Here is a 26,446-nt window from a genome sequence, read left to right as displayed (position 1 = left end):
CATTCATTGAGGAATTAATATTCCGTTCTCAACAAAGCGGAAACCCAAAGGACTCCCATCACTTCCAGAACAATTGCGGTTAGCAACAGGATATTACCAACGGGGTCAGTATATAAATTGGAAACATGGTCGGGAAAAGCAACGATTAACACCACAAAAGCAACAGGGGCAACGATCGTCATCAAAAGTGCCGATGCGCGACCAGCGCCTGTTGAAGCTTTCATTTGACGCCGATAGTTGATTCGATCACGAATCACATCTGCCATCCGGTCGAGATTCGCAGGAAGATTCCCGCCTGTCTTTCGATACAACATTAGAGTCGATGTCAGAATTTTGAGATCCACCAGTTGAATTCGATTCGAAAGCGACTTCATCACTGCCGGCACAGACAAATTCATATCCAACTGCCGGGCACAGCGCCTGAATTCGGAACTCAAAGGCCCCTTCGTTTCTTCACCGACGATGGCAATCGCCTGTTCCAGACTGGCACCGGCATGCGTAGATCGCGCCAGTAGATCAATCATCTCGGGAAGCTCTTCCTGAATTAGCTGCAATCTTCGTTTTCTGCGAAAGTGCAATATGATCAAAACAGCAAACATCCCACCAATCATGCCTGCAATACCCGCTAAAGGCTGATTTGAGTAAACAAAAATGCTTCCCCCAATGGCTAAACCACAGACAACCAATAATAGAAATGCAGAGAACGGCGTGAAATCAGAGCCATTTTCCAGAACAAGCCGATCAAAACTTTGATCGATTCTGCCTAAGATACTGCCTGACGGCTCCTGGTCAAATACATTTCGAATGCGTCTAAGGCGAGGACGTTTTGAAAGCTGCTCCGTCTTCAATTTACCAGCACCAGCTAAATCGCGGAAAAAAAGATAGGCCGCTAAGACCGAAACCGTCACCGCAGCAAAACAAATTAACGCAACCGAGGAACTGTCCACTACAGGTTTTCTCCACTTGGCTTTATAAAACGCGTCATAGTCTGGGATAGCTTACCCACAGGATATGATTGATTATTTCTCAAAAATATGATCACTAAGATGAATCCCGGAAGCTTCCATCCTCTTCAGACAATGAGGACGATAGCCAGTCGCATAAAATGCGCCCTGTGCATTTCCCTGACCATCAACTCCGGTTTGCTCAAACCCAAAGATATCCTCTACTTTGTAGTCTCCCTGACTGTTCAACGAGACAATTTCAGACACTTTGGTGATACATCGTTGCCCCCCCTTAAGGCGGGAAACATGCAAGATGATTCCGATACCATTCGCGATATACTGCCTGATCACAGGCAAGGGGAGCTCAAAGCCACTCATGGCCACCATCATTTCCAGCCGGGCTAATGCATCGCGTGTATCGTTTGCGTGAATTGTGGTTAAAGATCCTTCATGCCCGGTATTCATAGCTTGAAGCATATCGAGGGCTTCAGGGCCTCTTACTTCGCCAATAATAATACGATCCGGACGCATACGCAGACTGTTTTTCACAAGCTGCCTCTGTGAGATCTCACCGACTCCCTCTGTATTGTCAACCTTCGTCTCAAGCCGGACGACATGTTTATGCTGCAGCAATAACTCCGCGGAATCTTCAATCGTAATCAAACGTTCTTCACGTGGAATAAAGTTGGACAGGGCATTTAACAAAGTGGTTTTACCGCTACCAGTCCCCCCGGAAATTAACATACTGATACGGGAATCAACGACCGCTGCCAGAAAATCGACAATTTCAGGAGTCACCGAGTTCTTTTCAATCAGATCATCGATTTGCAGTGGGGTTGCCCCAAACCTTCGAATTGACAATGACGGTCCGTTCAAGGCCAGGGGAGGGATAATGGCATTAATTCGCGATCCATCAGGTAGCCGGGCATCAACCATGGGGTTGACTTCATCAATTCTACGACCGACTCGCGAAACAATTCGCTGTATGATTCGCATCAAGTGCTGGTTATCAGCAAAAATGACATCCGATTCCTCAAGCTGACCATTTCGTTCGATATGAATCTCATAGGCATGGTTCACCAGGATATCGCTCACTGTGGGGTCAGACATCAGGTTATCCAGAGGACCTAACCCAAATACTTCACTCAGTAATTCGTTCAGTAAACGCTCTCGATCAATGCCTTCCAGAACGGCAACATGTTCATCGCAAATTTCTGTAGCCACGGAACGAACTTCAACGGAGAGCTCTTTTTCAGAAATTTGAGCCAGCATTGACAAATCAAGTGAATCAACCAATTCCTGATGAATCATCACTTTTTGTTTCTGAAAACGAAGCTCTGCTTCCCTGCCTTCAGGAAGATTACTTTCAGGTTCCACAAAAAGTTTTTTCGTACCGAGTGATTCCATGTGTAAACCTAAAATTATCAAAATTATAGATGCAAAGGTTGACATGACTTTCACGATTGAAACCATCATTCGCGATGCGCCACGACGTACTTTGAGCGAAGGCGTACCTTGATCGCACCAAAGAAATTCAAATAGCTCAAAAGCTAAAAACCAATAAGGACTCTACTCACCCTAACCATGATGTGAGAGAACTCTTAAATCAGGGTCTCGTTTATAATCCACTGAGGGGAGTAGAAATCTCTGAGGTTTTACGATCAGTTTGTTTCATAGTGGTGGTGGTTGCTTTGCTGGAAGGGAGCACTTCTGAAGCAACGGGAGTTTGAATTGCGTCAATCCAATTCTGGCTCTTATAAGCACGGTTGCCTTTAAAATGCACCGTATTCAGATCCCCCGCTCGATAGATATCCATACTGGAAACGCGCTGATTGGGAAGAAAGCCGAGGATATTAGATAGGGTTAGACGGTCACTGGAACGACCAGCCGAGACAACTTCCGTATTCTCATTGGGATTTCGCAGTGCCAGGCTTAACACACCATGGTCCTCAACCACTTTGAGTACCTTGCCTTGTTCTGGTGAAACTTCAAGAGTGACGGAATAATCTTCAATTACTTTACCGGCATTAGCGTTTCCGACATACTTGTGTCCAGGGACGGAGATTTCTCCAACTGCCAGAACTTTGACTTTTTCAAGTAGAGTAATCGTTGTTTCAGGAATTCCATCGGTTTCGTTGGAGCGGAACAGCACATCGACCACAGCGCCAGGACGTGAGAAGCCAGCAACGTTCCCGATTTTGTGAATGGCGACAGTCACAGCCCGATTACCCGGCTCCAGAACATCCGACAATCCTGGCCCCATACCATTTGCAAACAGATCAACGGTGTGGAATGGTTGCCCGGCTTTGATGTCAGACTTAAGCACACGACCAGCGATATAATTCGTGCTCATGATTCGCTGCTTGCCTTTAGAGTCGTACCGCTTATCTGCCAATTCGGGAGAGATTTGCAAGATGGAAATATCATCCAAGGACAAAGTCTGCCCTGGTATAAGATCTCTCGATGCAATGGGCACCAATAAGAGCCGCGGCTTCGCTGGATCTTCCGCCAAAATTGGTAGGCTCGGCTGTTTGTGCATAAACTGTCGCACAGTATAAGCTGCGCCCAAGCCAAGTAGAATTGCGAAAATTGCTGCCGTCATTGTTCCTGGACTAATTTTTGCCACGCTAACTTCCCTGAAATTTTCGGATACTAAAAAATACGCTTCACACTTGTGTTTGGTTTAACAAAACACGGGTGATTTACATTTAAATGTTTTACAGTGATTAATTTACTGAATCTGTGACTGTCAATTAAAATATCTACTCGTTGGATGCTGAAATCGTAAGATCCAGACCAGCAGGCGCGTCGCCGACAGGATCAGTCAAACTATTTGTATCTACATACTCGCTGGTCACACCATCCACCGTATAGCTATAGGACTGGTCAATACTTTCTAAAGCGACAGCCATATCACCAAATTTCTGAACGATATGATCCCTCAATGTTACGACGCCCGGGAGGATTCCGACAATCAGAATCGTCATCATTAAAACGGTCGCAAAAGGAGAAATACTCCCGCTCTCATCATTCCAAAATTGACGAGCAATTTTCATTCCCACCACATCCTGACCAGTATCAATCGTAAATCCAAAAACGCTCGAACATCCTGACAATATGCATCTCGTGTGCCAAATCATGTCCGACTTAACAAAAAAACAGTATTTAGCGACTGTTCCCGAGTGGGCGTCCTCGGGAACAGACCACTAATATTTCAAGCTTCCAACGAAATCAGATTACTCGCCTGCAATGGCAGTAATCTGTACGTCGATACAAGCAGGTTCGTCAGTTGCAACATCTGTGTTCGAATCGCAGAAGTCCAAGTTGTCATCGAAGATGGAACCAGCAACACTAGATGTGTGTCCGGTTACACCTGAAAAGCTGTAACTTTGGTTAATGTTTGAGATAGCTAAAGCAAGGTCACCCAGTTCTTGAACAACTTGATCACGAACTGTTGCCAAACCAACGACAACACCCAGAACGAGAATTGTGCCGATCAGGACGAGTTCTGACGAGACAACAAAACCGGCCTCATCATTCCAGAATTTAGAAAGCATGTTCATCCTAACTCCTTATTAATTATGTGAGCTGTGCTATACAGCCCGTTGAACATTTAGAAAGAAAATTGAAACAATCGTATTTCTCTGAAACTTATTCAGCAGAAGCAGCGACGATTGTAATACAGGCTGCGAAAAGGTTAGCAGGATCACCAGTTACATCACAGAAGTCTGTGTTGTCGTCAAATAGCGACCCTGAGGTGCTGGACGAGTGACCTGTAATTCCAGAGAATGAATAACTCTGGTTGCTGTCTGACATTGCAGCGGCAACGTCAGCAAGTTCCGCGATGACCTGATCACGAAGTGTGGTTAACCCGACAATCATACCGAGAACCAACACGGTAGCGATCAGCACTAATTCTGTTGAAACGACGAAACCAGCTTCATCATTCCAAAATTGCTGAAACATCTTCATTCGTACTCCTCACATTAATTCAGATGGTTAATGCTTGCCTGAATGCACTACAAGAACATGTAGTTATTAACATCCAAGCAAATTAACATGTCTGCACACGCCCAGCGCAGACGTTTCGATTTAACAGCAGACCATGTGCCATTTTCACCCACAGTGCATATTTTTCGTAATTTCACTCCACAATGTATTTTCAGACTGTCTCTGCTAACGTTTTTTTGTGGCATAGTCCCTAAAATCAATAGCAATCAGCTAATAGGCACATTTCAAGCGAAATTCTGGGGAGGCTCAGTCGTAAAGGAGAATGAAAAGACAGAGCGCTTCCGAAAGTTAACATAATGAAATCACATGTAACCATTGGTGCACAGCTCAATTGAATTGGTCCTTGAAGCATTTACCATCAAGCTGTCGAGAGTCGGCAGCCCCATTCAGAAACAGCGAACTGATACAACTCAATCGAATTGATCTACAGCGACTTCAATCTACAGCCGCTTCAATCTGCCTGCGAGGAAAGGTCGACCTGATAAGGAAATTTACCTCTCCATAACGCGAGTGCTCGTCCTGCATGCGACAGGAACGTATAACTGCTCTTAATCTCGGAGTCTGGCATTTCCTTGATAGTATTCACAAGCCAATGACCTGCTTTCTGGAGAGTCTCTTCTGGGGGGAGCACTTCAGGAGGAGCGAGGGACCACCACTCCATAGCATGACCTGTCGCCAATACACGCCGTGCTCGAGGTGTGAATTTTTTCTCAAAGGATGTTTCCAGTTTTGTTCCATCCCAGTTTTTATCCCAGTATCCCTCTTCCGATTGATTTTTCACCAGCAATTGCGTGATATTTTTCAGATAGCCAATGACGTTCTCCCGGCCCGCTTTTGTCAGGATCGGGGTCTGCTCATCAACCCGTAATAACATGACCAGAGCATGCAATCGGTGATTCCCAAAGCAAACTCCTTTTGTTGGTTTTTGGCGCATAATTCGATCTGCAATGGTATCAAAATTAACACGTTGACCTTCTGTCGTCAGCCAATCCTGAGGCTGATCAATATAGAGAGCGAACACAAGGGCCGACCATTCATACTCGACCTGGTTGAGACTGAATGAGCTCAATGTCTCCTGAATCATTGCCGCGAGGGTCGTTTCTCCTTTTGAAGTCACTACGGGGTAGTCAACCGGCGTTCCCACTTCAGCCAGCGTCGCCAAAGTGTGATCTTCGTGACTCGAAGTCGCTTCACCTTGCTGTACGCGAGGCCGAATTCCAAATTGATTTTGAACGAGCAGGGGCTTCGTTTCCGATCCCCAGACTTGATGAAATCGACGATGGTCCAGCAAAATATCGCGCATTTCCATCCCTGAAGTACATTTCGGATCATCAAACGTCGCTTCGATTCCCCAAAAACGTAAGGCATGATCAACATGATTGATGCGTGGCTCTTTCCCCCTGAACTGAGGACGTAACCGATATAACACCTGCGCCAGATCCTGCTCTGAGACAATATCCGGTTGATCGTAGCGCGGGACCACTTTTAGGGGATTCAATCGCAGTTGCGGCAGCTTCTTTTGTGCCTCCCACTCCTGGAAACGAACCGCCCCCCAGCCAACTACAACGCCGACCAGCAGGATATGTAAGCTGAGAAAACCAGCGACACGCAATTTTTGACGTAACGAAGTTTTTGCCTGTGTCACTGCTGTACCTCATTTTCCGATGCAGAAGTCGTCGCTTCCGATTTTGTTTTTGCCTGCTTTGACGCTGAAATCAACTCTGGTTCGCGAGAAACGACCAGACTCAGATCATCTTCGTAAACAACTTGAAATCCCTTTAATTTGCGTACTTCTTCATCCAGTTTGACCTGTTTTTCTTTATGGACGATAAACGTGGAAACGTCATACTTTTCCGCAACAGATTGCCACCCCCGACTTGCTCTCGCAATCCCCAGATAGTCCTTCCAGACGCGCTGCGGCGAAAGATGAACCGCATTGGTCGTCATAAAAACATTCATGCCAGCAGGCCCATCCCAAACCAGCCAGTCACCCCACCATTGAGGATTCCAAACCTGATTCCGAGGTGGATGAGTTCTTAAAAATTCCGTCAATTTCCTGGGGGTTCCCTCGCTATAAACCTTATCCAAACTGCGAGGTGTTCCACCAAACAGAGGGGTAGCAATATTCGAAAAGGCAAAACCAAACCACAGGAACAATACACAAAACGCTGTAACGAGAGGGGATTTCTTAGCCCAGAACGGTATTTTTTCCGTCGCGCCCTTGGTCAGACTCTGACTTTTCTGTGTTCTGCCTGAAGTGACATTCGCCAGATGCGGGACCATGGCATACACAAATACCACAGAAAACCAGCCAATCATTCGCACGCCAATAATCGTCGCCAGTGAGAGTAAACCGACACGCAGGACATCAGCCGTCCGAATCGTTACACGGCTATGACGATACAAAGCCAGCATTAATACCCAGGCAAAACAGAACAAGATCCCTTCCGCATCACGGAATTCTAATGGTTCCCATTCCAGCACGTCTTTTAAATTCGGATTCCGAGGAAAAGTCAGCGAGTTGAGAAACAAATCGATTTGATAGGGATTGAGCAAAGCGCCACAAACTGACAGTTCAGTGACCACTAACCAGCGTCTGACCCATTTGTCCTTGCAGATTTCTACCAGACTACGGGTTCTCCAGCCGACTTCCAGGACTCTTCCCAGAAATTGAAGGCCCATGATCGCGAGTCCTACCACAAAAGAACCATGCAGATTCGCCCATGCCAGGAAAATCAGGGGGATGCCTAAATACAGGGAAAACAACAGGGCTTTGGGCGTTTTTTGTGCCTGTTTTTCTAAGCTGTCAGGATCATCTCCCGCAATCAGGCCCGTCTTCGTGGAGTCATATTTTTCTGACCAGGCCATGATGACCAGCAGCAGGGCCACACAGAATGTCCCAAATATTTCGGGTCTGATAATCGCAATACGGCTCGACGCAATCACGACGAGTAGCACGGAAGCTAAGGTGCTTAACCCCACGCGACCAGATTTGAGATAGAACGCAAACCAGAACAGAACATGCGTGGCAAACACGGTCAAAGCAAAGAGATTCGATAATCCCCGCACTCCGAACGCTGTGTTGGCCTTGGCCAAGAGTATCTGCGACAGCCAGGCTGCATCGATACAGCGAACTCCCTGTGCCAGGGAAAGAAAAGGGTCATACTCTGGCAACGACTGATTCGAGATGATCCAGTCACCATAGGAAACATGGCCCCAGATGTCCGAATAGAAAATATGAACATTGCCGAAATAGAAGAATAATACGGCAAACCAACAGCACGTGATTAGCTGTGGCCAACCCATCGAAAACGATTCTCGATAAGAACCCATTTTTGTAACAGGAAGCATGGACTCTGTAGTACCAGGGTGAGAATCGACTGACATAGCGCCTTCCACAGATGAAACGAACGTAAGTTCTTATGTTACGCGTAAAATTCCGGTTCTTTTGGATTCACCCCAAAAGATCCTGAAAGAATCCCGCAAACAATGTTCCAAAGACGTTCAGTATGCCCCTGAGAGAAAATCGCTTCATCCAGCCGGGATAAGAGATCTGATCAAACTGTAAAGGCAGGCGCTTTAAACTGGAAACATGCGTTCTGAAAGCAGTTAGCCTTCAAACTCCTCAAAGAGAAATACCACGACAAGCCAATTGCCCAATCAGAGATTCTGTATTTGTAAAGACTTCCCCCTGGATCCCCAGCTTTCTCGCCTCATCGACGTAATCAGCGATATCGTCTGTATAAAACGCCTCTGCGGGCGCACACTCAATTTTTTGCAGAGCACACTCAAAAATGGCAGGCTCCGGTTTAATCGCGCCCGCTGCATAAGACGTCACAAAATCATCAAATCGCTGCAACACTTCATACTGGTTCCAGATAAATTCAAAGTGTGAGACGCAGGTATTGGATAGCAAGACCAGACGATGCCCCCCGGCTTTTAAGGAATCCAAAACAGGAAGAATCGATGTATTCAGCTCAAAAATATCCGAGCCGGCAAGGGCCAAAGCATCAAAATCGACCGATTGACCGACAGCCTGTTCAAACCAATGGTGAAATTCAGCCGGGGTCAGCATGCCCCGTTCATATTCCCACTGTTTTCCGGATTCGATTAGCAAAGTCCTGATTTCAGACTCGGAACGACCACAAAGGTGCCCCATCTGTTCACACATTTTCTCATGTGAAAAAAAAGCAAGGACATTTCCCATATCGAATAGAAAGGTGCGAATCAAAACACGGCTCCTGGAAAAACACTGGTTTTTTGTCATCATGACCAGCTCGAGTTGTATGCGACCATAACCAGTCCTACAAGTAACTGTGCGCTGCCCAGCTTAAGCAAAACCCCTCAATCTGGAATAATTAGCAGACTCGGGAACAAGAGAATACACCTCTTATTGACGATAACGCAATATTTCCTTAAATTGCCTGTAGATAAGAACTTGATAAAAGCGATTTGTCCGCTTGGTTCTTGTCACACTACTCAATCAGGTTTGTATGATGTATCTGTGCCATCGATCAATCCTGATATGATCACTTCGTGGAGAGAAAAGATGGATTTTGAAGATCAATCTTCCTACCCTTCAGGGGAACCAGGCAAAGAGTGGCCATGCCTGCGTCAATTCTGTGTGTTTATGGAAAACCGGGTCGGTTATCTCCATCAACTGTTAAAACTGCTTGAAAAATTCGATCTCAGAATCATCGCCTTGAGCACGGTCGACTCGGTCGACGTTGCGATGAGTCGCATTGTGCTCGACAACTACGAACGGGCACGTGAAATTTTTGAGTTTTCGGGATATACCTTTTTCGAAAAAGACCTGATTGGCGTCGAACTGCCTGATGACACACAGCCTTTTATGCGGATCTGTATCTCATTACTCCAGGCAGAGGTGAATATCGATTACACCTACCCACTGCTTTACCGGAGACATGGCAGAGGGGCGATTGCTCTGTGCGTTGATGATATCGATCTGGGTATCAAAACGCTGACCGAGCAGGGACATCGCATTATTACGGAGAAAGATCTTAAAGACGACGACGAATATATTTAACCAGAGCACTCGTGGAGCGTCATTTTTAAATTTTGGGTTGATAGATATCACGAGAGTGCGACAACGGAGCACGTAAACAACACCTCCAATCCTCAATTCCTAGCTTGACAAAGCACTCGGTTAATCTTGTGATATCGTCTGTGCTTTGCCAGATTTTGCTGCGTCGTAAAATGCATAAATCGTGCGAATGATTCTCAAACTCTCTCGACTGGTCAGCAACGGAGTGCCATGCCCCGCAGCCGCCTGAACGGCTTTGCGCACGGCAGGCGTGTATCCCCGTGGTTCGACCGGTTTTTCAAATCGAAATTTCTTTCCATTATGGTTCAGCGTCCATTCCAGATGACGCTCCTCAAAAGGAACCATTTCCAGCCACCCTTTGCTGCCCCAGATTTTGATCATGGATTGATAGCCCCGGTTCATAAAATATCCAGCCGTCAATGTCCCCAAAAAACCGCCTGCATAGCGAAAGGACAGGGCGGCTGCATCTTCGACGCTCATCGGCTGCCCTCCTACTAAGGCCGTAAATCCTGAAACATCTGTGATCGAAGAACCTGTCAGATACATCGATAGGTCTAGCCAGTGGATGCCTAACCATGACAGGAACCCTCCTCCAGCGCGGTCCTGCTGTGCATACCAGCTTTTATGATAAGCAGGATTCGTCAATCGAGTCTGGTCGGCTAACAGCGTCATTTCGACTCCGTAGATTTTCCCCAGTGTGCCTGCTTCGATTAATGACTTCGCAAACTGGATTTCCGGATTAGTACGATTCGCGAGTGCCAGCGACAAATCCAAATGTTTGCTCTCCGCTTTTTGCACTAAGGGTTCAAATTGCGCAACACTCAAACAAGCGGGCTTTTCTGAAAAAACATGGCTGCCATGTTCTAGTGCCAGATTAATCGTTTGAGGCGCCTGCCGGGCTTCCATCGTAATCAAAGCCAGATCTGGATGCTCGCTCTGAAGCAAATCTTCAGGTTTGTCATAAACCTCATTCAGTTTGGAACCAAGTTCACTTCGGGCCAATTCCACCTGTTTGTGACTGGGATCAGAGAGAAACACGTCTTTAACGGCATCGATCTCTTTGAGTGCAGAGAAGTAGGCACCTAAATGCGCTCCTGTCTCATTCGTCAGAACAGCAACAGAAATTTGCTTCGTCATCGTGAATCTCCTACTGCCATTTCGATCTTTGCTGGACCAGAGTTGTGGCTTTACATTGCATTTCAAGTGCTTTTGTATATTTTATATACTATATCCAATCTATTTCACTCCTGCCAGAATCTTCTTTGCTTCTGGTGAAAAGGAGCACTCTCCTCATAATCAGGACCAGTTCGTTGTTAGCTAGCCATCTTGTCGCGCCAGGAAAAATTGAACTCATCGACGTCCCGGAACCCGAGCTCTCACCAGTTTCAACTTTGGAGTCTGGCCAGGGGCAAATCATCTTCCAGCCGGAAACCACCTGTCTGTGTGGCTCTGACCTGCCGTATTTTAACGGAACCGATGAATGGGAAATTGAGATCGGTCACTCATTACACGAAATGATCGGAACCATCATAGCAACGAATGGACAGCGCTGGAAAGCAGGGGACCGGGTTCTCGCAGTTCCCGTCATGCAACAGGGGCTCAGCGAACGATTCATACTGGACGAATCCCGCACGATTCCCATTGCCACCAATATCCCGGAAGAACATGCCTTGATGGCTCAACCATTGGGGACGGCTCTCTTCGCTCTGAAAAAACTTCCCAACCTGCTGGACAAAACCGTGGCCGTCGTCGGGCAGGGGCCTATGGGACAATTAATGAATGCCGCGTTGAGTAATATGGGCGCCCGTGAGATTATTGGAATCGACCTGCTGGAATCCCGCCTGCAGGTCAGTCCCCGCATGGGGGCGACCGCGACGATCTGTAATCAAAATACAGATCCCCGCGCAGCACTGCGGGAAATCCTGAATGGGGAATTACCCGACATCGTCATCGAATCCGTGGGGCACGCCGACCAGCAGTTCAACCTCTGCATCGACCTCTGTCGTAATGAAGGAAACATCCTCGTGTTCGGCGTACCTCCTGAAACGATCGACCAAGTCCGCTGGCGCGATTTGCTCTTTAAAAACATCACCGTGCACACCAGTATCAATCCCGACTTCAATCTCGATTTCCCGCTGGCGATGCAATGGCTCTCTGAAGGACGCATTGATGTAACCCCCATCATTACACATCGATTTTCATTGGCAGAAATCCAGCAGGCATTTGAACTGTTTCGCGACCGCAGAGAGGGTGTGATTAAAGTCATTGTTGAATTTCCTGCCCTGTATCGTTAACTGTATCGTTAAAAATAGAAAGTACCCCGGTAAAAAATAAACGGGGCTCACGCATTCGTTGATTCTCTCATCCCGATCAAAACAAAGGTCACTGATGAACTTCTTAGATAATACCATTCGCGCTCTGTTTCGCTGCATTGCCTGTCTGTTTCTCAGTGTTGTGTGCTTAATTCAAACTCAAGCAGAAGTACCTCCCAATATTATCTACGTCATGGCAGATGACATGGGCTACGGTGACCTTGGTTGCTTTGGACAGAAAGTCATCAACACTCCCAACATTGATCAATTAGCCAAACAGGGAATGCGTTTCACAAACCACTATGCCGGCCATACGGTTTGTCGTCCTTCAAGGCTGGTCCTGTTAACGGGCCAGCATACCGGACACACACCAATCAGCCAGAATGAACAATATTATTTTCCGGAGGGTGCAACCACCGTCACGTCGCTCTTAAAGGAAGCCGGCTACGCTACGGGGGGAGTCGGCAAATGGGCGTTGGGACCACCAGATACAACGGGAGTTCCCAGCAAGCAGGGATTTGATTTCTGGTTTGGTTATCTGGATCAGGGAAATGCACACAATTTTTATCCGGAATTCCTGTGGAGTAACGAACAGGAAATTTCGCTGCCGGGCAATAAAGTCGGGCCACAGAAACGAGTTTCGATTGAACGCGAAACCTATTCGCACGACCTGCTCACTCAGGAAGCCTTCAATTTCATCAAGCAAAACGCGAAGAATCGATTCTTTCTCCAGGCGCATTACACGATCCCGCATGCCAATAACGAAGGAGGCCGTACGACCGGCGATGGAATGGAAGTCCCTGAGTACGGCGAATACGCAGACCGAGAATGGCCGGCTCCCGAAAAAGGATTTGCCGCCATGATCACCCGCCTCGACCGCGATCTGGGAAAACTGGTCGAGTTGCTGAAAGAATTGAACCTGGAGCATAAGACAATCATCTTTTTCACATCAGACAACGGCCCGCACCAGGAAGGCATGCATCAGGTTGATTTTTTCAATTCCAACGGCCCGCTACGTGGCTACAAGCGAGACCTGTATGAAGGAGGGATTCGTGTCCCGCTGATTGTGAAGTGGCCGGGCAAAGTTCAAGCCGATACCACTTCCGATCACATCAGTGCCTTCTGGGATTTTCTGCCAACGGCCTGTGAACTGGCTGGCATTCAGGCGCCACAAAACATCGATGGAATCTCCTATCTGCCAACGCTGCTGGGACAACCGCAAACGGCTCATGAAACGTTATTCTGGAAATACCGGGGAAAAGTCGCACTGCGGTCAGGGAAATGGAAGGCAGTCCAAACCGGACCCCAAAAACCAATTGAGCTGTATAATCTCAACGCCGACATCGGGGAACAACATAATATCGCCGATCAGCGTCCCGAAATTGTAGCGAGGATGAAACAGAAAATCGCCGACAGTCAGTCAGCCGACTGAACTTGTTCTCGAAGGTTAAATAATTTCACTGATCGGTTCAGTGTGCTCAACCCCCACCAGTTTTTGATCCAGACCGCCATAGAAGTAAGACAAACGGTTTGGATCCAGCCCCATTTGATTCAAAATGGTGGCGTGCAAACGCTTCACATGGAACGGTTTTTCGACCGCCGCTGCGCCCAATTCGTCAGTCGCACCAACAGAAGTCCCGCCTTTAACTCCACCACCGGCGGTCCACATTGTAAACCCATAAGAATTGTGGTCGCGGCCCGTTCCTTTGGCGTATTCTGCCGTGGGCTGTCGTCCGAATTCACCGCCCCAGACAATCATCGTCTCATCAAACAGCCCACGCGCTTTGAGATCCTTGATCAAAGCAGCGATCGGCTGATCGGTATTCCCTGCATGATGACTATGATTTTTAAACAAGTCCCCGTGGGCATCCCAGTTCGCATCATTATGATTACCGCCGGAATACAATTGAATATACCGCACACCACGCTCAACCAGTCGGCGGGCCAACAGACAACGTTTGCCAAAATCAGCCGTGCGAGGATTGTTGAGTCCGTATAACTCCTGAGTCTGCTTGGTCTCTGTAGCCAGGTCAGCTGCCTCGGGTGCATGCTTCTGCATTTTGAAAGCCAGTTCATAGCTGGCAATCCGAGCGGCTAAGTCTGAATTACCGGCACGCGAGGCCTGGTGCTTCTGGTTGGCCGCTTTCAGATCATTCAGTAGTTCACGCTGAACGGCTTTACTCATCCCTTCCGGGCGACGCAAATCAATCAGAGGCGCTCCCTCAGATCGCATGGTGGTTCCCTGATACGTCGCCGGCATAAAACCACTCGACCAGTTCTTGGCCCCGCTGATCGGACCTCCCGTTGGATCAAGCATGACAACATAACCAGGCAGGTTTTCATTCTCAGTCCCCAAGCCATAATTCAGCCATGAGCCCAGACTGGGGAATCCACTTAGAATTTTCCCTGAATTCATCATCAGCATCGCGGAACCATGAATGGGCGAATCTGCGGTCATTGATTTCAAAAATGCGATATCATCCGCACACGTGGCCAGATGAGGGAACAGATCCGATATCCACTGACCCGATTGACCATACTGCTTGAATTTCCATTTCGGGCCGACGACCCGACCTTCATTTTTTGCGCCCCCGCGTCCTTTAGTTTTGACGGTAATCGTCTTACCATCCAAATCATACAGTTTCGGCTTGTAATCAAAGGTATCAACGTGACTCGGCCCACCATACATAAACAGAAAGATGACGCTCTTGGCTTTCGGTTTGAAATGGGGATCTTTCGCAGCCAGGGGATTCTGAAACTGGCTGGCACCATCAGCGGCAACGGCTTGCGAATTGAGAAAACCGTCCTGTGACATCATGCCCGTTAATGCCACGGAAGCAAATCCGCCGCCGGCTTCCCACAGAAATTCGCGACGCGTACGACGGCAGAACTGTGCATGCCCGGCTGACTTGCTTTCTTGATGATTTGGTGTTTGCTCTAAAGCCATAGCTGATCCTCTTATGTTCCTAGTGGAACGTCATTTTTAAATATTGGGTTGATAGATATCACGAGAGTGCGACAACGGAGCACGTAAACAACACCCCCAACCCTCAATTCCTAGCTTGACAAAGCACTAGGCCGAATATTCAGGACGCATTCGTTTCAAAATCGTTAATCCAGATAAACAAATTCATTTCGGTTCAAAATCGTTAAGCAGAAGTAGTTCAATGCCTGTTTTTCGTTAAGCGAATGTTTTTTGATCAAACTATCAATCAATCGAACTCCGTCGGTCACCTCTTCAGCCTGTGGTTCACGTCCATAGGCCAACCGAATGGCCCGCGCAACAAACTCTGAATGCGATGCCCCCGCCTCTTCAACAACCCGATCAGCAAACAATTCTGCCTGCCGATTCACAAAAGCGCCATTCACCATGCCTAATGCTTGCGCAGGCTGTGTTGTCGCAAATCGCACAGCACAAGTACTGTCGGTATCAGCAAAGTCAAAGTTGGAGAGCAGAGGAATAATCAACGAACGCTTCACGAAAATATAAATACTGCGTCTCGCTCGTTCTTCCTCCGAGGAATTCAACCAGCCACTCCCCGGACTGGATTGCCCCTGGAGAACTTCTTTTGAAATCTGAGGGTAAAACCCGGGGCCGTACATATTAAGATTCAAGCGACCATTTACCGCCAGGATTGAATCACGTACTTCTTCCGCACTCAACCGTCGCATATTAAAACGCCAGAACAGATCGTTCGCCGGATCAATCGAGGCTGCCTGATCGGAATGCTGTGAGGACATCTGATACGCGTTCGACATCATGATCAGCTTGTGAAGTGCCTTGAATTTCTGGCCTCCCTTTACAAACTCTAACGCCAGCCAGTCGAGTAATTCCGGATGGGTTGGAGGCACGCCTAACTGACCGAAGTTATTCGGAGATTGAACAATACCGCGGCCAAAATGATGCTGCCAGACCCGGTTCACAATCACACGCGAGGTCATCATGTTGTCGCCGCTGGCAATCCATTCTGCCAGAGCACGTCGCCTGCCTGATGTGGGTTGATCTTTGCGCGGCTCAGGAATCTGCAGTTCAGACTTACCAAATATTTCCGGAAATCGGGGCTCCACTTTTTCACCGGGAGAATTGGGATTACCCCGCAATAACACAAACGTTTCACGCGGCTCTTTCAGACTCCGCCTGACACTCAGTGCCATTTTTCGCGGCGGTAGCGTTTTCCTCTGTTCTTCCAGTTGCTTCAACTCATCTCGTAACCCCTGATAAGATGTAAATTGCTCCGGCTCGAGATACTGCTGCAGTTTTTCTTTGAGTAACTTCCCTCGTTCTCCTGTTTCAGATCGTCTCTGATCTACACCCGGCATTTTTTTGATGCCAGTTTCTTCAATCTGACGCATTTTCTGTTTCAGTTCATTTTTTTGTGCATCGTATTTCGCATATTTGGCGGAAATCTCAGAACCAGTGATATCGGTCTGATTAAAAGAGAGCTGATCGGAACGAGTTCCATAAGAATTCATCCCATGAAAAAATGCCAGAAAGCTGTAATAATCTTCATGGGGAATCGGATCAATTTTATGTTCATGGCAACGGGCACAATTCAATGTGAGCCCTAAAAAGACCTGGCTCGTCGTGGAGACAATATCATCCAGCTCGTTATAGTAACCCAATAATGGATCAGCGGGTTCATCATCCCAGGTGCCCAGACGATAATATCCGGTGGCAATGATCGTTTCATTGGTCACCTGATCCAGTTCATCTCCCGCCAGCTGTTCTTTGATAAACTGGCTGTAGGGCTTATCTTCATTGAAAGAACGGATGACATAATCCCGAAAACGCCAGGCGTTAGGCTTCACGCCGTCCCGTTCAAAACTGTTTGTATCGGCATAACGGACCAGGTCCAGCCAGTGACGTGCCCAGCGTTCCCCATAACGGGGGGACGCTAACAGACGATCAAGCAGTTTCGCATAGGCATCAGGGGCTGGATCATTGACAAACTGGTCTACTTCTTCCGGAGTCGGAGGCAGTCCGGTCAGATCAAAACAGGCCCGACGAATCAGCGATACGCGATCGACCGGCGGAGCAGGGGAGAGCCCTTTCTGTTCCAGTTTGGCCAGAATAAAGGCATCGATCGGGGTTTTGACCCAGTTGCTGTTTTTTGTCTGAGGTGGTGTGGTCTTCTGAGGTGGTTGGAATCCCCAGTGCTTTTTCCATTCTGCCCCCTGCTGAATCCAGTTTTTGAGCAGGTCAATTTGTTCCCGGGAAAGTCGCTCTCCCTCGGGTGGCATCTGTAGATCTTCGTCTTTCGTTGTGATCCGCGCGATCAGCTCACTGGTTTCAGGATGCCGGGGAACAATCGCCGTTGCCTCAGATTCCAACAGTTTAAAGGCCTGCTCGCTCTGATCCAGTCGCAAGCCCCCTTCCTGTACATCAGGACCGTGACATGAATAGCAATGCTTTGCTAACACAGGCTGAATCTGCTGCGTGAAATCAACAACGGGCTCTGAATTTTTCTGGACAGGTACCTTGTTGTTATTTTCGGCGAATCCGAGAGCAGAGACCCCCAAAACAATCGACAGCCCCCAACAAAAACAAAGCCGATTCTGAAACTTGTCATTGATTCTGAAGGAACTGATCCGTGCCATTAGGGGGTAGCCCTTTTAAAATGTACATCTATCAACTTATTAATTAAACGGCATATACTTAATCGCAAATATAATCGACCGAGCCGCTTTTGTCCATTCTCAATTTATGTGCTGAGGAATATCAATCAACATTGTAGCCCCTAAGTGATTCCCTGTCACACTCTTTCTATCTTCTGCTCATTCCCGTTTTAAAGTAATCTGTCTGTTAAATGACCGATTATGCTATAATCAAAGACGTCTCAATTCACAGACGCGCTTGACGACTGGCATCTGTTTCTGATCTGAGGAGAATCCAAAGGATGAATCGATTGTTTCCTCCATTCTCAGTACGATATTACCTGAGTAATGTTTATATCAGAATTCTCTTTTGTGTGGGTATTTTATTAATCTATCCGTGTGCCTTTCTACTGTCTCAAGATGAGCCCGCCAAAAATCAACTGATCGCATTTCTGGATCCGCCAGCAGACAAAGAAGTTCCTGACCAGAGTGAACCAGACGAGGATATTTCAGAAGACCGCGAAGCACTGCTTCACCGCATCTATCGAAATCGAAGTCTGCGAAATCAGTTTGAACGAGCACAGGAAAAATTCCACAATCACGAATTTACTGAAGGCGCCTTGCAATTAGAAAAACTCCTGGATCATCAGGAAGACTATTTCTTCTGGCCTGAGGACCTCGAGCGCCCCTTAAACTTCAGACAACAGACGCGCAAACTGTTTTCGACAGCATCCCCACGAACGCTTGCCGACTATGAACGGATATCCGGTCCCCAGGCCAACTGGCTTCTGGAACAAGCCCGACAAAATAATGACCTCCGTACGTACGAGCTGCTGGCACTGCAGTTTTTCCCACTGCAGGCTGGTTTTGAAGCGTTGAATTACCTCGCCGCCCATCACATGGAGCAGGGCAATTTCGAATTCGCTGCTCGCTACTGGGATCTCATGTTAAACAGTCGCATCCATCAGTCACGGATGCAACCCGTTCATTTTCTCAAGGCAGCCGTCGCCTATCAGCAATCCGGGCAGTACGAAAAACGATCAAGAATTCTGGAAGCCCGTGGGGAAACCGTTGTTTCTTTTCGCGGAACAAAAAGCAGTCTGACACTTGCCATGCAGGCTTTGGATCTTCCTTTAAGGAACGCCACCTCTCTGCAGAAATCAGAGTGGCCTGTCTCGCAGGGAAACGCACAGCGAAATCAGTCAATCCATGCCAGTTTACCCTATCTCAATTCCCGCTGGAGCCATCCCATCGGTCGCACAAAACAAGCGAGTCCACTGAAAACCCTGATCGACTGGGAAGGGAAACGCAATCGAGACAACCTCTCAACGGCGATTGCTAATATGCCCATCGCTATGGGAGACCTCGTGATTTACCGTGACTTTGAGGGAATCCGAGCCGTTGAACTGGAATCCGGCAAGACATCCTGGATCTTTCAAAGTGAAGGCAGCCTCAGTAACTTGATTAATCTCCTGGAAAATCGCACATCAACACACACTTCCTACTCACAAAATTTACCACTGGAGAAATTCTACAATTACAGCTCCATCTATGGCTCGCTCTCAAGTAATGGACAGTTTGTTTTTGCCATTGATTATCTGCCGGATGCTGTCCCCTCAACTCAATTGAACCTGGGACTTCGCCGTTCCAATACTTATTTCCCGCTCGTTTCAAAAAGAGGAAATCGACTGATCGCTCTGCCACTGAAACAGAGCCCAGCTACTTTAGACCAGAATACGACTGCGCAACCAGCTTCTGTTTCACCCGAAAATGCTTCGCTCAAAGTAAAGCCAGCCTGGAGTCTGGAAGGCTACTATTTCCTGGGAGCGCCGCTGCCGATTGGCAGTTATGTCTACGCCATTGCCGAACATAACAGTCAGATTTCTCTGCTGTGCCTCAAGCCGCAAGATGGAACAATTCACTGGAAACAAGGCATCGCGTATGTCAATCAGCCGATTAAAACCGATCGTAACCGAGCGTATCAGCAATGCCCACTCGCCAGCAGCCAGGGAATCATTGTCTGTCCGACTCAGATTGATACGCTGGTCGCCGTTGACGCCACAAATGGAGATTTGCTCTGGAACTATTACTATGGCGAAGGAGATCAATACCGCAGGATTTCACAAAAACGCTATTTCAGACCAGTTTCATTCGGCCACCCCGGACTGACCAGCACACCTGTGATTGATCAGAATCGTATCTTTTACCTGCCCAGCGGGTCACCTTACATTCATTGCATCGACTTAAATACCGGCGCTGCACTGTGGAACGAAGTTACTCGGGAAGATGGTGAGTACATCGCGGCGGTCGTAGACGAGACGGTCCTGGTGATAGGCTCAGATTTCTGTCGGGGCCGACACATTAAAGATGGTCGAGAACTCTGGCATCTGCAGTCGGGACCAGTTTCAGGAAAAGGATTCTTATCACAAGAAAACTATCTGCTGCCGATGAAGTCGGGAAGCGTGCTCAGTATTCACATCCCTTCAGGAAAAGAAGCTGGCTTCACGCTTAATAAAACGACACAAATTTCAGAGATCCTGAACCGGGAATTCAAACAGAAACTGCGACAGGGAGCCAATTATGCATATCAAACCGCTGCTGCCCGCGATCCGAAACTAACAGAACGATACGGTCAACATAACTGGTCCCCCGGAAATCTCATCGCACATCAGGGACGTATTATCTCGCTGGGACTCTGGCAGATCGATTCCTTTGCCCAGGCAGAAGCGATGCGTGCCAGCCTGGCCCAAACGAAAAACCAATCCACCGATTCTGCACAATTTCAGAGCGATCAATTATTAAAAGCAGAGTTGGACCTGTCACTCGGCAACTTGAACAGTGCACAACAGAAACTGGAAGCACTGCTGTCGGCGAACTCAGCGGCCCCCATTCAAAAGCGTTCTGAATCCCTGTTACGCGAACTGCTGTATGCAGAACTGAATCATACCGATGAGAACCATACCGATCAGAATGAATTTGACTTACTTGCCAAACTCGAAACACTTGCGACCACCCCGCTGGAACGAGGCCGATTCTTATCCCGAAAATCTAAATATCTACTGCAACAGCAAGATTATCAGGGACTGATGGAAGTGGCAGAAGAATTTCAAAAGATCGAAGTTAATCAACCTCTGGCGATGGCCGGCGATACAAATCATCTGGTGACAGTCAAAAGTCTCATCTCCGGTCTGATGGAAAAAGTCACCACGAAAGCAAACAGAGAAGAACGTGAAACAGTCGACGCGATTATTTCCGGTGAACAGCAGGCGGCACTCAAAGAAGGATCTGTCGCTGCTTTGGAATCGTTCATGGAAACCTATGGCAGCTGGTCTCAGGCCATCACTGTCCGCAGCGTTCTGGCAGAAAAACTGATTCAACAGGGGCAGAACCAGAAGGCCGAATTCCTGCTGCTGGAAAATCGTTCAGATCCGGATCCCCAAATCGCCGCGACGGCAACACGTCAGCTGCTGGAATTATGGCAGTCTGCCGGTCTGCCTCACGAAGCAGCTGCTTTACTGAGAGAACTCGATGAACAATTCGCAAATGTCACTCTCGATTCCGGAATGACAGGCGCTGAATATGTCAAACAATTCAATCGGGGTTCGGAAGCCTTCGCAATCTTTCAAACAATGCAACCTCTCAACCGTAAGGTCTCCCATGTCAGCATCAAGCAAAAATATTCAGGTATGCCGGCTCCTGAAACCAGAACGCCTTACAAAAGTTATGAACGCAAATTTCTCCCGCCACCTGAGATCTCTCAACTTCTGCTCAAAAAAGGGGACATCCTCAACGTAATCAACAAACACGCGGGAAAAAATATCGGGAAGATCAAAGTCTCAGACCGCATCTCCTATCCCTACCATTCACAGAACACACGCGTCGGGCATTTCATCCCGCTTGGCAGCAGTCGCAAAATTCACGGCGTTTCACTTCTGGAGCTACAGGATGAAATTTCCAAACCACTCTGGACCGCAGATTTCGACGATTTAAATAGCTTGCAATCCCTGTTTTATGTGGGACCATCGGGACCTCGCGTCTGTATCTTTCAGTGGGACAATCGATTATTCGGCTTAAATCCGGCGAACGGTAAAGTGCTCTGGGAACGCAAGAACATCCCGTCCAAATCGGGTTACCTGAGTGATTCGAGCAAGGGACTGATCGGCGATCAGAAAGCGGTCGTCGCCTTCAACATCAATCGCACGAACTATAGTGTCTACAGTTCCATTACCGGTGAATTGATTCGGAAAGGCGAACTGGATTTAAACAGTCGAGCCCGGCATGTATTTGGACGAAAATTGTTCTACGAGACAACATCAACGACTGAAAAACGCGTCCGGTTGTGGGATCCGCTCACTGACCGGTTCCTGCTGGATGAACCCGTCACAAACACCGGCTTGTCAACTCAAATTTCTCCTACAGAACTGGCAATCCTGCTGCCCCCCAATGGACTGCGCGTCTTGAATGTGGAAACGGGAGAAACCCTTATCGAATCGACGATTCCCGATCATTTGCTCAAAAACCTGAATAAGTTCATCGGATTTTCTGATCAGAATGGTTACTACTTTAACTTTTCCTATTCAGCGCCTCGCCGACGGGCCATCAAAAATGACTTTTATGTCAGTGACTCTTTCTTAAATGTCGTTCATGTCGACAATGATTTAATCGGCATTGATAAACAGTCGGGAAAAGTTCTCTGGAATCGTAACCTGCCGAAACGATCCTGGGTCAATACATCACAGTATCAACTTCCCTTCCTGATTTTTATGAGTAAAATCCGCACCGAATCAAAAATCAGAAGTTACTCCTTCCTGATTGAGGTTCTCGACGCCAAAACGGGAAACACGATCGGCTTCAAAGACAACATCATGAAAGACACAATCCTGCAAATGCATATCGATCCCCGATTCAATAAGATCCTTTTCCAGGGAAACAATAGTGCTGTCGAAATCGATTTTAGCGATCGTGCGAAATCGCTGGAGACAATCTTTGAGACACCACTCTAAGTCAGTAGTCAAGTTACTTGACCTGAACCCGCCAGAGGCTTAGCCTGTCTATAACAGCATTCAGCGGCTGTCGTATAATGGTATTACCCCAGCTTCCCAAGCTGGAGACGAGGGTTCGATTCCCTTCAGCCGCTCTTTTAGAATGCAGTAGGCAGTTGTCTGGCTCAGTCTCGCTAACTCTTTACCTGCTGTGTCTTCGCAGATCGAATCTGCTCCAGCTGTTTAGAGACCTCAGAGAAGGGGACCTCGTGAGGCAATTTTCCGGTAGATGCAGCAACCGCTGACGCCACGCCAGCCGCCTCTCCCATCGCCACCGCATTTCCGGTCACCCGATAACTGCTATGCGCGATGAAATCACCACTGATACAACGACCGGCCATCATCAGTCCCGTCACATCCCGGGCAATTAAGGCCCGCAGAGGAATGTCATAAGGCTTCGATTTGAACGGCTTCTTCTCAATCGCCTTCGTCTTACCAGGATTGGTCGAATGCACGTCGATCCCAAACCGGACATGGCAAATCGCGTCCTCAAAACGGGTACCATTCTTTAAATCTTCACCAGTCACATGATAACGCCCCAAAATCCGGCGTCCTTCCCGTGTCCCGATCTGCTCTGCGGTCGCGACGATTTCCAGATTCGTCCACGGATCGCCTAGTGTTTTCAAACTGTTAACCAGTTTGTGAACTTCACGTCGTGCCTGCAACGTTGCATCGGTCACATGTGCTGCATCAATCGCGAGTGTACCATACTCATGATTGGCCATCATGGCATACAGCCCGTCGCGAACGCGGAAGAGAGTAGGGCCGCCGTAAGAAGGATCTACGCCCGCACGTTGAAATTCGGCTAATAGATTCTTTTTCGGGTTCCCTAGTTTACGAGGCTCTGCATCACCGCGGATGAACGGAGCAATCCCATCAGTCGTAACACCTGTGAGCAAGACCATCAGACTCATCGGCTGAGTCAACCCAGTCCCCGGCTGACCGAATTCATAACCACAGCCTGCCTGTGCCGCCAGATCTCCATCTCCGGAACAGTCAATAAAAGATTTCGCACGCCAGGCCTGTCGTCCCGATTTCGATTCAGTCACGATCACCGACAAGCGGTTGTTAATATCCGTCACCGCGCCGACAACCCGCGTATGTAGCTGAATTTTGACTCCCGCTTCCAACAGCAGATCTTCCAGCAGCAGCTTGGTTTTCTCTGTATCATACGCGACAGAACCATTCGACAGCGTATTGCTGGCACCGCGCTCATCCAGCTTTTGCAGAACTTCACGCATGATGCCCGGTTTATTCTGTGCGTCAATGATGAGTGTCAACGCACCTGCCGTCCAGACGCCTCCCACGCAACCATTCACTTCCAGCAGTCTGGTCTTAGCACCACTTCGAGCGGAAGCCAATGCTGCCGCGAATCCCGCAGGGCCACCACCACAGACGATGACTTCATCTTCTTCAACAATCGGAATATTCCGCGCCGCTTCATGAAATATTTTGCCATCCGGCGAAACCCAGCCGCTGGTTCGCACGTGTTGCGCTGTCGAGTTCCAGACCGACTGACCGCCCCCATCCAGAATCATGGTATTGGAAGGCCGCGTGATGCCATCGACGACGGGCTCTTTCCCAGACGCGGCATTCGCACCGGCCACAAACGCAGCCGTACTGCCTGCCAGATATTTCCCGAAAACGCGACGGTCCATTTTATCTTTGGCCATGAGCGGCTCCCCTTCATTCGATTGATCAGCCAGATCAACGGGCGAATCAATTTACTTATCCATGAATACGTTTTTGAATCTCGGCAACGACATCGTCGACAGGAATTCGTATTTGTTCCAGCGTATCTCGATCACGCAACGTGACACAGTTATCCTGTTCGGTCTCCCCATCCACTGTCAAGCAGAAAGGAGTCCCAATCTCGTCCTGACGACGATAACGGCGACCGATGGCCCCTTGTTGATCATACACGGCCTGAATACCTGCTGCACGTAGTTTTCCGTAAATCGAGGAAGCCACTTCCGGCATCCCTGCTTTTTTGATCAACGGGAAGACGGCTGCTTTCACAGGCGCCAGCTTGGGATGAAAACGCATCACGGTCCGCGTCTTCATGTTCCCTTTTTCATCAGGCTGCTCGTCTTCATAATACGCTTCACAGAGAAACGCCAATGTCGCCCGGTCGGCTCCTGCAGCCGGCTCAATCACGTGCGGCACAAATCGTTCGCGTGTCTGATCATCAAAGTAAGTCAGATCTTTCCCGCTCCCTTTGTACTTCGGCTGCCCGTGTTCGTCCTTTTCAACCACAAGCTGATCGCCTTCGCGAATCAGCTTGCCTTCCATATGCGAACGCAAATCGAAATCGCCGCGATGCGAAATCCCTTCAAGCTCCCCGTACTCATTTTCTTCCATAAAGGGAAACGCATACTCTACGTCGGCTGTTCCCACAGAATAGTGAGCCAGTTCTTCCGGTGTATGATCGCGCAGAATCAGATTTCCTGGATCAATTCCATGCTTGATATACCAGGCATACCGACGATCACGCCAATACTGGTACCATTCAAACGATTCATCGGGATGACAGAAAAATTCCATCTCCATTTGCTCGAATTCTCGCGAACGGAAAATGTAATTGCGTGGCGTAATTTCATTACGGAAACTTTTTCCGATCTGGGCAATCCCAAACGGAAATTTCACACGCCCGCTGTCAACGACGTTCTTGAAGTTCACAAACATCCCTTGCGCGGTTTCCGGACGCAGAAACGCCGTCCCTTCTTCGCCCGACAAAGCACCGATGATCGTCTTGAACATCAGGTTGAATTCTCGCGGCTCTGTCAGCTCTCCTCCTGTTTCAGGACAACGGGGTTCGAGCTTTCCAATTGCAGGAATCTCAGCCGCCACGAGCATTTTGCCGTAATCCATTAGATTACTGATACGAATTTCGGGCGTTTCGCTGGGAGTAAGTTCTTGCGTTTTCTCGTATTCTGCCACCGCCTTTTCCAGACGTTTGCGTTTGGTTTTGGAAAGGCCTTCTTCTCCGATATCCGCCATGTACGTCTCACAGGCAACCGGAGTGCTGTCCGAAGCGTACGCGACTGCGACAGAAACATGGTCCACGCGAAAGCGGGCTTTTGATTCTTTGGAATCGACCATAAAATCATGGAACAGATCAAAGTGCCCGGAACTTTTCCAGACTCTGGGATGCATGATGATCGTCGTTTCAACACCTGTCATGGAAAAGGGCTTCGGAGCGCCTTCCAGCGTCACCTGTTCATTGTGCGTCGTGATCATATCAGACCACCAGGCTTCCCGGACATTGCGTTTCAGCTCGACCCCTAATGGACCATAATCCCAGAACCCTTGAAGCCCTCCATAGATTTCTGAAGACTGAAAAACGAACCCACGCCGTTTACACAACGCAACAATTTTCTCCATCTCTTTTTTCATTGAACTGGTCTTTCAATCTTGTCTTTCAAAGACACTCTAAAAACAGAATTTGATTTTATTTTTTGGAGGAGGGATGGAACA

At 48.2% G+C, this 26,446-nt stretch carries 18 protein-coding genes and 1 tRNA gene; 5 read left to right on the top strand and 14 right to left on the bottom strand.

The features are described from left to right. Positions 1-14 precede the first annotated feature (14 nt). From AAC022_RS13995 to AAC022_RS13955, 9 genes are all read right to left on the bottom strand, one after another. Positions 15-947, bottom strand: coding sequence for a type II secretion system F family protein (locus tag AAC022_RS13995; protein WP_339731849.1), 933 nt, complete (start codon positions 945-947; stop codon positions 15-17). Between the two features lie 72 nt (positions 948-1,019). Then, positions 1,020-2,351: a CpaF family protein gene (locus tag AAC022_RS13990; RefSeq protein WP_339731847.1), complete on the bottom strand. Its 1,332-nt coding sequence runs from the start codon at positions 2,349-2,351 to the stop codon at positions 1,020-1,022. 211 nt (positions 2,352-2,562) lie between these two features. Next, positions 2,563-3,570: a Flp pilus assembly protein CpaB gene (cpaB, locus tag AAC022_RS13985; protein ID WP_339731845.1), complete on the bottom strand. Its 1,008-nt coding sequence runs from the start codon at positions 3,568-3,570 to the stop codon at positions 2,563-2,565. Positions 3,571-3,706: 136 nt separating this feature from the next. After that, a complete protein-coding gene (locus AAC022_RS13980; protein ID WP_339731843.1) occupies positions 3,707-4,000 on the bottom strand; it encodes a hypothetical protein in 294 nt (97 codons plus the stop codon). Between the two features lie 180 nt (positions 4,001-4,180). Continuing rightward, positions 4,181-4,507 carry a hypothetical protein gene (locus tag AAC022_RS13975; protein ID WP_339731842.1) on the bottom strand — a complete coding sequence of 109 codons (327 nt, stop codon included), beginning with the start codon at positions 4,505-4,507 and terminating at the stop codon, positions 4,181-4,183. Positions 4,508-4,595: 88 nt separating this feature from the next. Further along, positions 4,596-4,916, bottom strand: a complete 321-nt coding sequence (locus AAC022_RS13970) for a hypothetical protein (RefSeq protein WP_339731840.1) — start codon at positions 4,914-4,916, stop codon at positions 4,596-4,598. Between the two features lie 490 nt (positions 4,917-5,406). Then, entirely contained in the window at positions 5,407-6,600 is a 1,194-nt protein-coding gene (locus tag AAC022_RS13965) for a hypothetical protein (protein WP_339731838.1), read from the bottom strand. After that, positions 6,597-8,342, bottom strand: a complete 1,746-nt coding sequence (locus AAC022_RS13960) for a hypothetical protein (protein ID WP_339731837.1) — start codon at positions 8,340-8,342, stop codon at positions 6,597-6,599. Before AAC022_RS13960 ends, AAC022_RS13965 begins: the two co-directional genes overlap by 4 nt. Before the next feature lie 238 nt (positions 8,343-8,580). Further along, entirely contained in the window at positions 8,581-9,186 is a 606-nt protein-coding gene (locus AAC022_RS13955; protein ID WP_339731835.1) for an HAD family phosphatase, read from the bottom strand. A 318-nt stretch (positions 9,187-9,504) separates the two neighbouring features. Between AAC022_RS13955 and AAC022_RS13950 the strand changes: the two genes are divergently transcribed. Further along, positions 9,505-10,002, top strand: coding sequence for an acetolactate synthase (locus AAC022_RS13950; protein WP_339731833.1), 498 nt, complete (start codon positions 9,505-9,507; stop codon positions 10,000-10,002). Positions 10,003-10,122: 120 nt separating this feature from the next. Here the strand turns inward: AAC022_RS13950 and AAC022_RS13945 are convergent, their stop codons facing one another. After that, a complete protein-coding gene (locus AAC022_RS13945) occupies positions 10,123-11,157 on the bottom strand; it encodes a Gfo/Idh/MocA family oxidoreductase (RefSeq protein ID WP_339731831.1) in 1,035 nt (344 codons plus the stop codon). A gap of 173 nt (positions 11,158-11,330) precedes the next feature. Between AAC022_RS13945 and AAC022_RS13940 the strand changes: the two genes are divergently transcribed. Then, the gene (locus AAC022_RS13940; protein ID WP_339731830.1) at positions 11,331-12,314 is read left to right on the top strand and encodes a zinc-binding dehydrogenase; all 984 of its coding nucleotides are present in this window, start codon (positions 11,331-11,333) and stop codon (positions 12,312-12,314) included. Positions 12,315-12,408: 94 nt separating this feature from the next. Then, positions 12,409-13,764 carry an arylsulfatase gene (locus tag AAC022_RS13935; protein ID WP_339731829.1) on the top strand — a complete coding sequence of 452 codons (1,356 nt, stop codon included), beginning with the start codon at positions 12,409-12,411 and terminating at the stop codon, positions 13,762-13,764. Positions 13,765-13,779: 15 nt separating this feature from the next. Here the strand turns inward: AAC022_RS13935 and AAC022_RS13930 are convergent, their stop codons facing one another. Both AAC022_RS13930 and AAC022_RS13925 read right to left on the bottom strand, forming a co-directional pair. Next, a complete protein-coding gene (locus tag AAC022_RS13930) occupies positions 13,780-15,279 on the bottom strand; it encodes a DUF1501 domain-containing protein (RefSeq protein WP_339731828.1) in 1,500 nt (499 codons plus the stop codon). Between the two features lie 164 nt (positions 15,280-15,443). Further along, positions 15,444-17,930 (bottom strand): PSD1 and planctomycete cytochrome C domain-containing protein, encoded by a 2,487-nt coding sequence (locus AAC022_RS13925; protein ID WP_339731827.1) that lies wholly within the window; start codon positions 17,928-17,930, stop codon positions 15,444-15,446. Between the two features lie 299 nt (positions 17,931-18,229). Between AAC022_RS13925 and AAC022_RS13920 the strand changes: the two genes are divergently transcribed. Together AAC022_RS13920 and AAC022_RS13915 are read left to right on the top strand one after the other, a co-directional pair. Beyond that, positions 18,230-22,930, top strand: coding sequence for a PQQ-binding-like beta-propeller repeat protein (locus AAC022_RS13920; RefSeq protein ID WP_339731825.1), 4,701 nt, complete (start codon positions 18,230-18,232; stop codon positions 22,928-22,930). A 63-nt stretch (positions 22,931-22,993) separates the two neighbouring features. Next, a tRNA-Gly gene (locus tag AAC022_RS13915) sits at positions 22,994-23,064 on the top strand. Between the two features lie 39 nt (positions 23,065-23,103). Here AAC022_RS13915 and AAC022_RS13910 read toward each other — a convergent pair. Continuing rightward, positions 23,104-24,642 (bottom strand): FAD-dependent oxidoreductase, encoded by a 1,539-nt coding sequence (locus tag AAC022_RS13910; protein ID WP_339731824.1) that lies wholly within the window; start codon positions 24,640-24,642, stop codon positions 23,104-23,106. A gap of 55 nt (positions 24,643-24,697) precedes the next feature. Next, positions 24,698-26,365 (bottom strand): glycine--tRNA ligase, encoded by a 1,668-nt coding sequence (locus tag AAC022_RS13905; RefSeq protein WP_339731823.1) that lies wholly within the window; start codon positions 26,363-26,365, stop codon positions 24,698-24,700. Positions 26,366-26,446: the final 81 nt, after the last annotated feature.

It is taken from the genome of uncultured Gimesia sp. (genome assembly GCF_963976445.1).
In the GTDB taxonomy this organism is placed as follows: Bacteria; Planctomycetota; Planctomycetia; order Planctomycetales; family Planctomycetaceae; genus Gimesia.
The sequence above is the reverse complement of the archived record's forward strand: the minus strand, read 5'-3'. Positions and strand labels throughout refer to the sequence as shown.

Bases quoted from the DNA above. Each gene is read 5' to 3' on its own strand.
- AAC022_RS13990 (WP_339731847.1), bottom strand. From the start codon at position 2,351: ATGGAATCACTCGGTACGAAAAAACTTTTTGTGGAACCTGAAAGTAAT.
- AAC022_RS13980 (WP_339731843.1), bottom strand. From the start codon at position 4,000: ATGAAAATTGCTCGTCAATTTTGGAATGATGAGAGCGGGAGTATTTCT.
- AAC022_RS13975 (WP_339731842.1), bottom strand. From the start codon at position 4,507: ATGAACATGCTTTCTAAATTCTGGAATGATGAGGCCGGTTTTGTTGTC.
- AAC022_RS13970 (WP_339731840.1), bottom strand. From the start codon at position 4,916: ATGAAGATGTTTCAGCAATTTTGGAATGATGAAGCTGGTTTCGTCGTT.
- AAC022_RS13960 (WP_339731837.1), bottom strand. From the start codon at position 8,342: ATGTCAGTCGATTCTCACCCTGGTACTACAGAGTCCATGCTTCCTGTT.
- AAC022_RS13950 (WP_339731833.1), top strand. From the start codon at position 9,505: ATGGATTTTGAAGATCAATCTTCCTACCCTTCAGGGGAACCAGGCAAA.
- AAC022_RS13945 (WP_339731831.1), bottom strand. From the start codon at position 11,157: ATGACGAAGCAAATTTCTGTTGCTGTTCTGACGAATGAGACAGGAGCG.
- AAC022_RS13935 (WP_339731829.1), top strand. From the start codon at position 12,409: ATGAACTTCTTAGATAATACCATTCGCGCTCTGTTTCGCTGCATTGCC.
- AAC022_RS13930 (WP_339731828.1), bottom strand. From the start codon at position 15,279: ATGGCTTTAGAGCAAACACCAAATCATCAAGAAAGCAAGTCAGCCGGG.
- AAC022_RS13925 (WP_339731827.1), bottom strand. From the start codon at position 17,930: ATGGCACGGATCAGTTCCTTCAGAATCAATGACAAGTTTCAGAATCGG.
- AAC022_RS13920 (WP_339731825.1), top strand. From the start codon at position 18,230: ATGAATCGATTGTTTCCTCCATTCTCAGTACGATATTACCTGAGTAAT.
- AAC022_RS13910 (WP_339731824.1), bottom strand. From the start codon at position 24,642: ATGGCCAAAGATAAAATGGACCGTCGCGTTTTCGGGAAATATCTGGCA.
- AAC022_RS13905 (WP_339731823.1), bottom strand. From the start codon at position 26,365: ATGAAAAAAGAGATGGAGAAAATTGTTGCGTTGTGTAAACGGCGTGGG.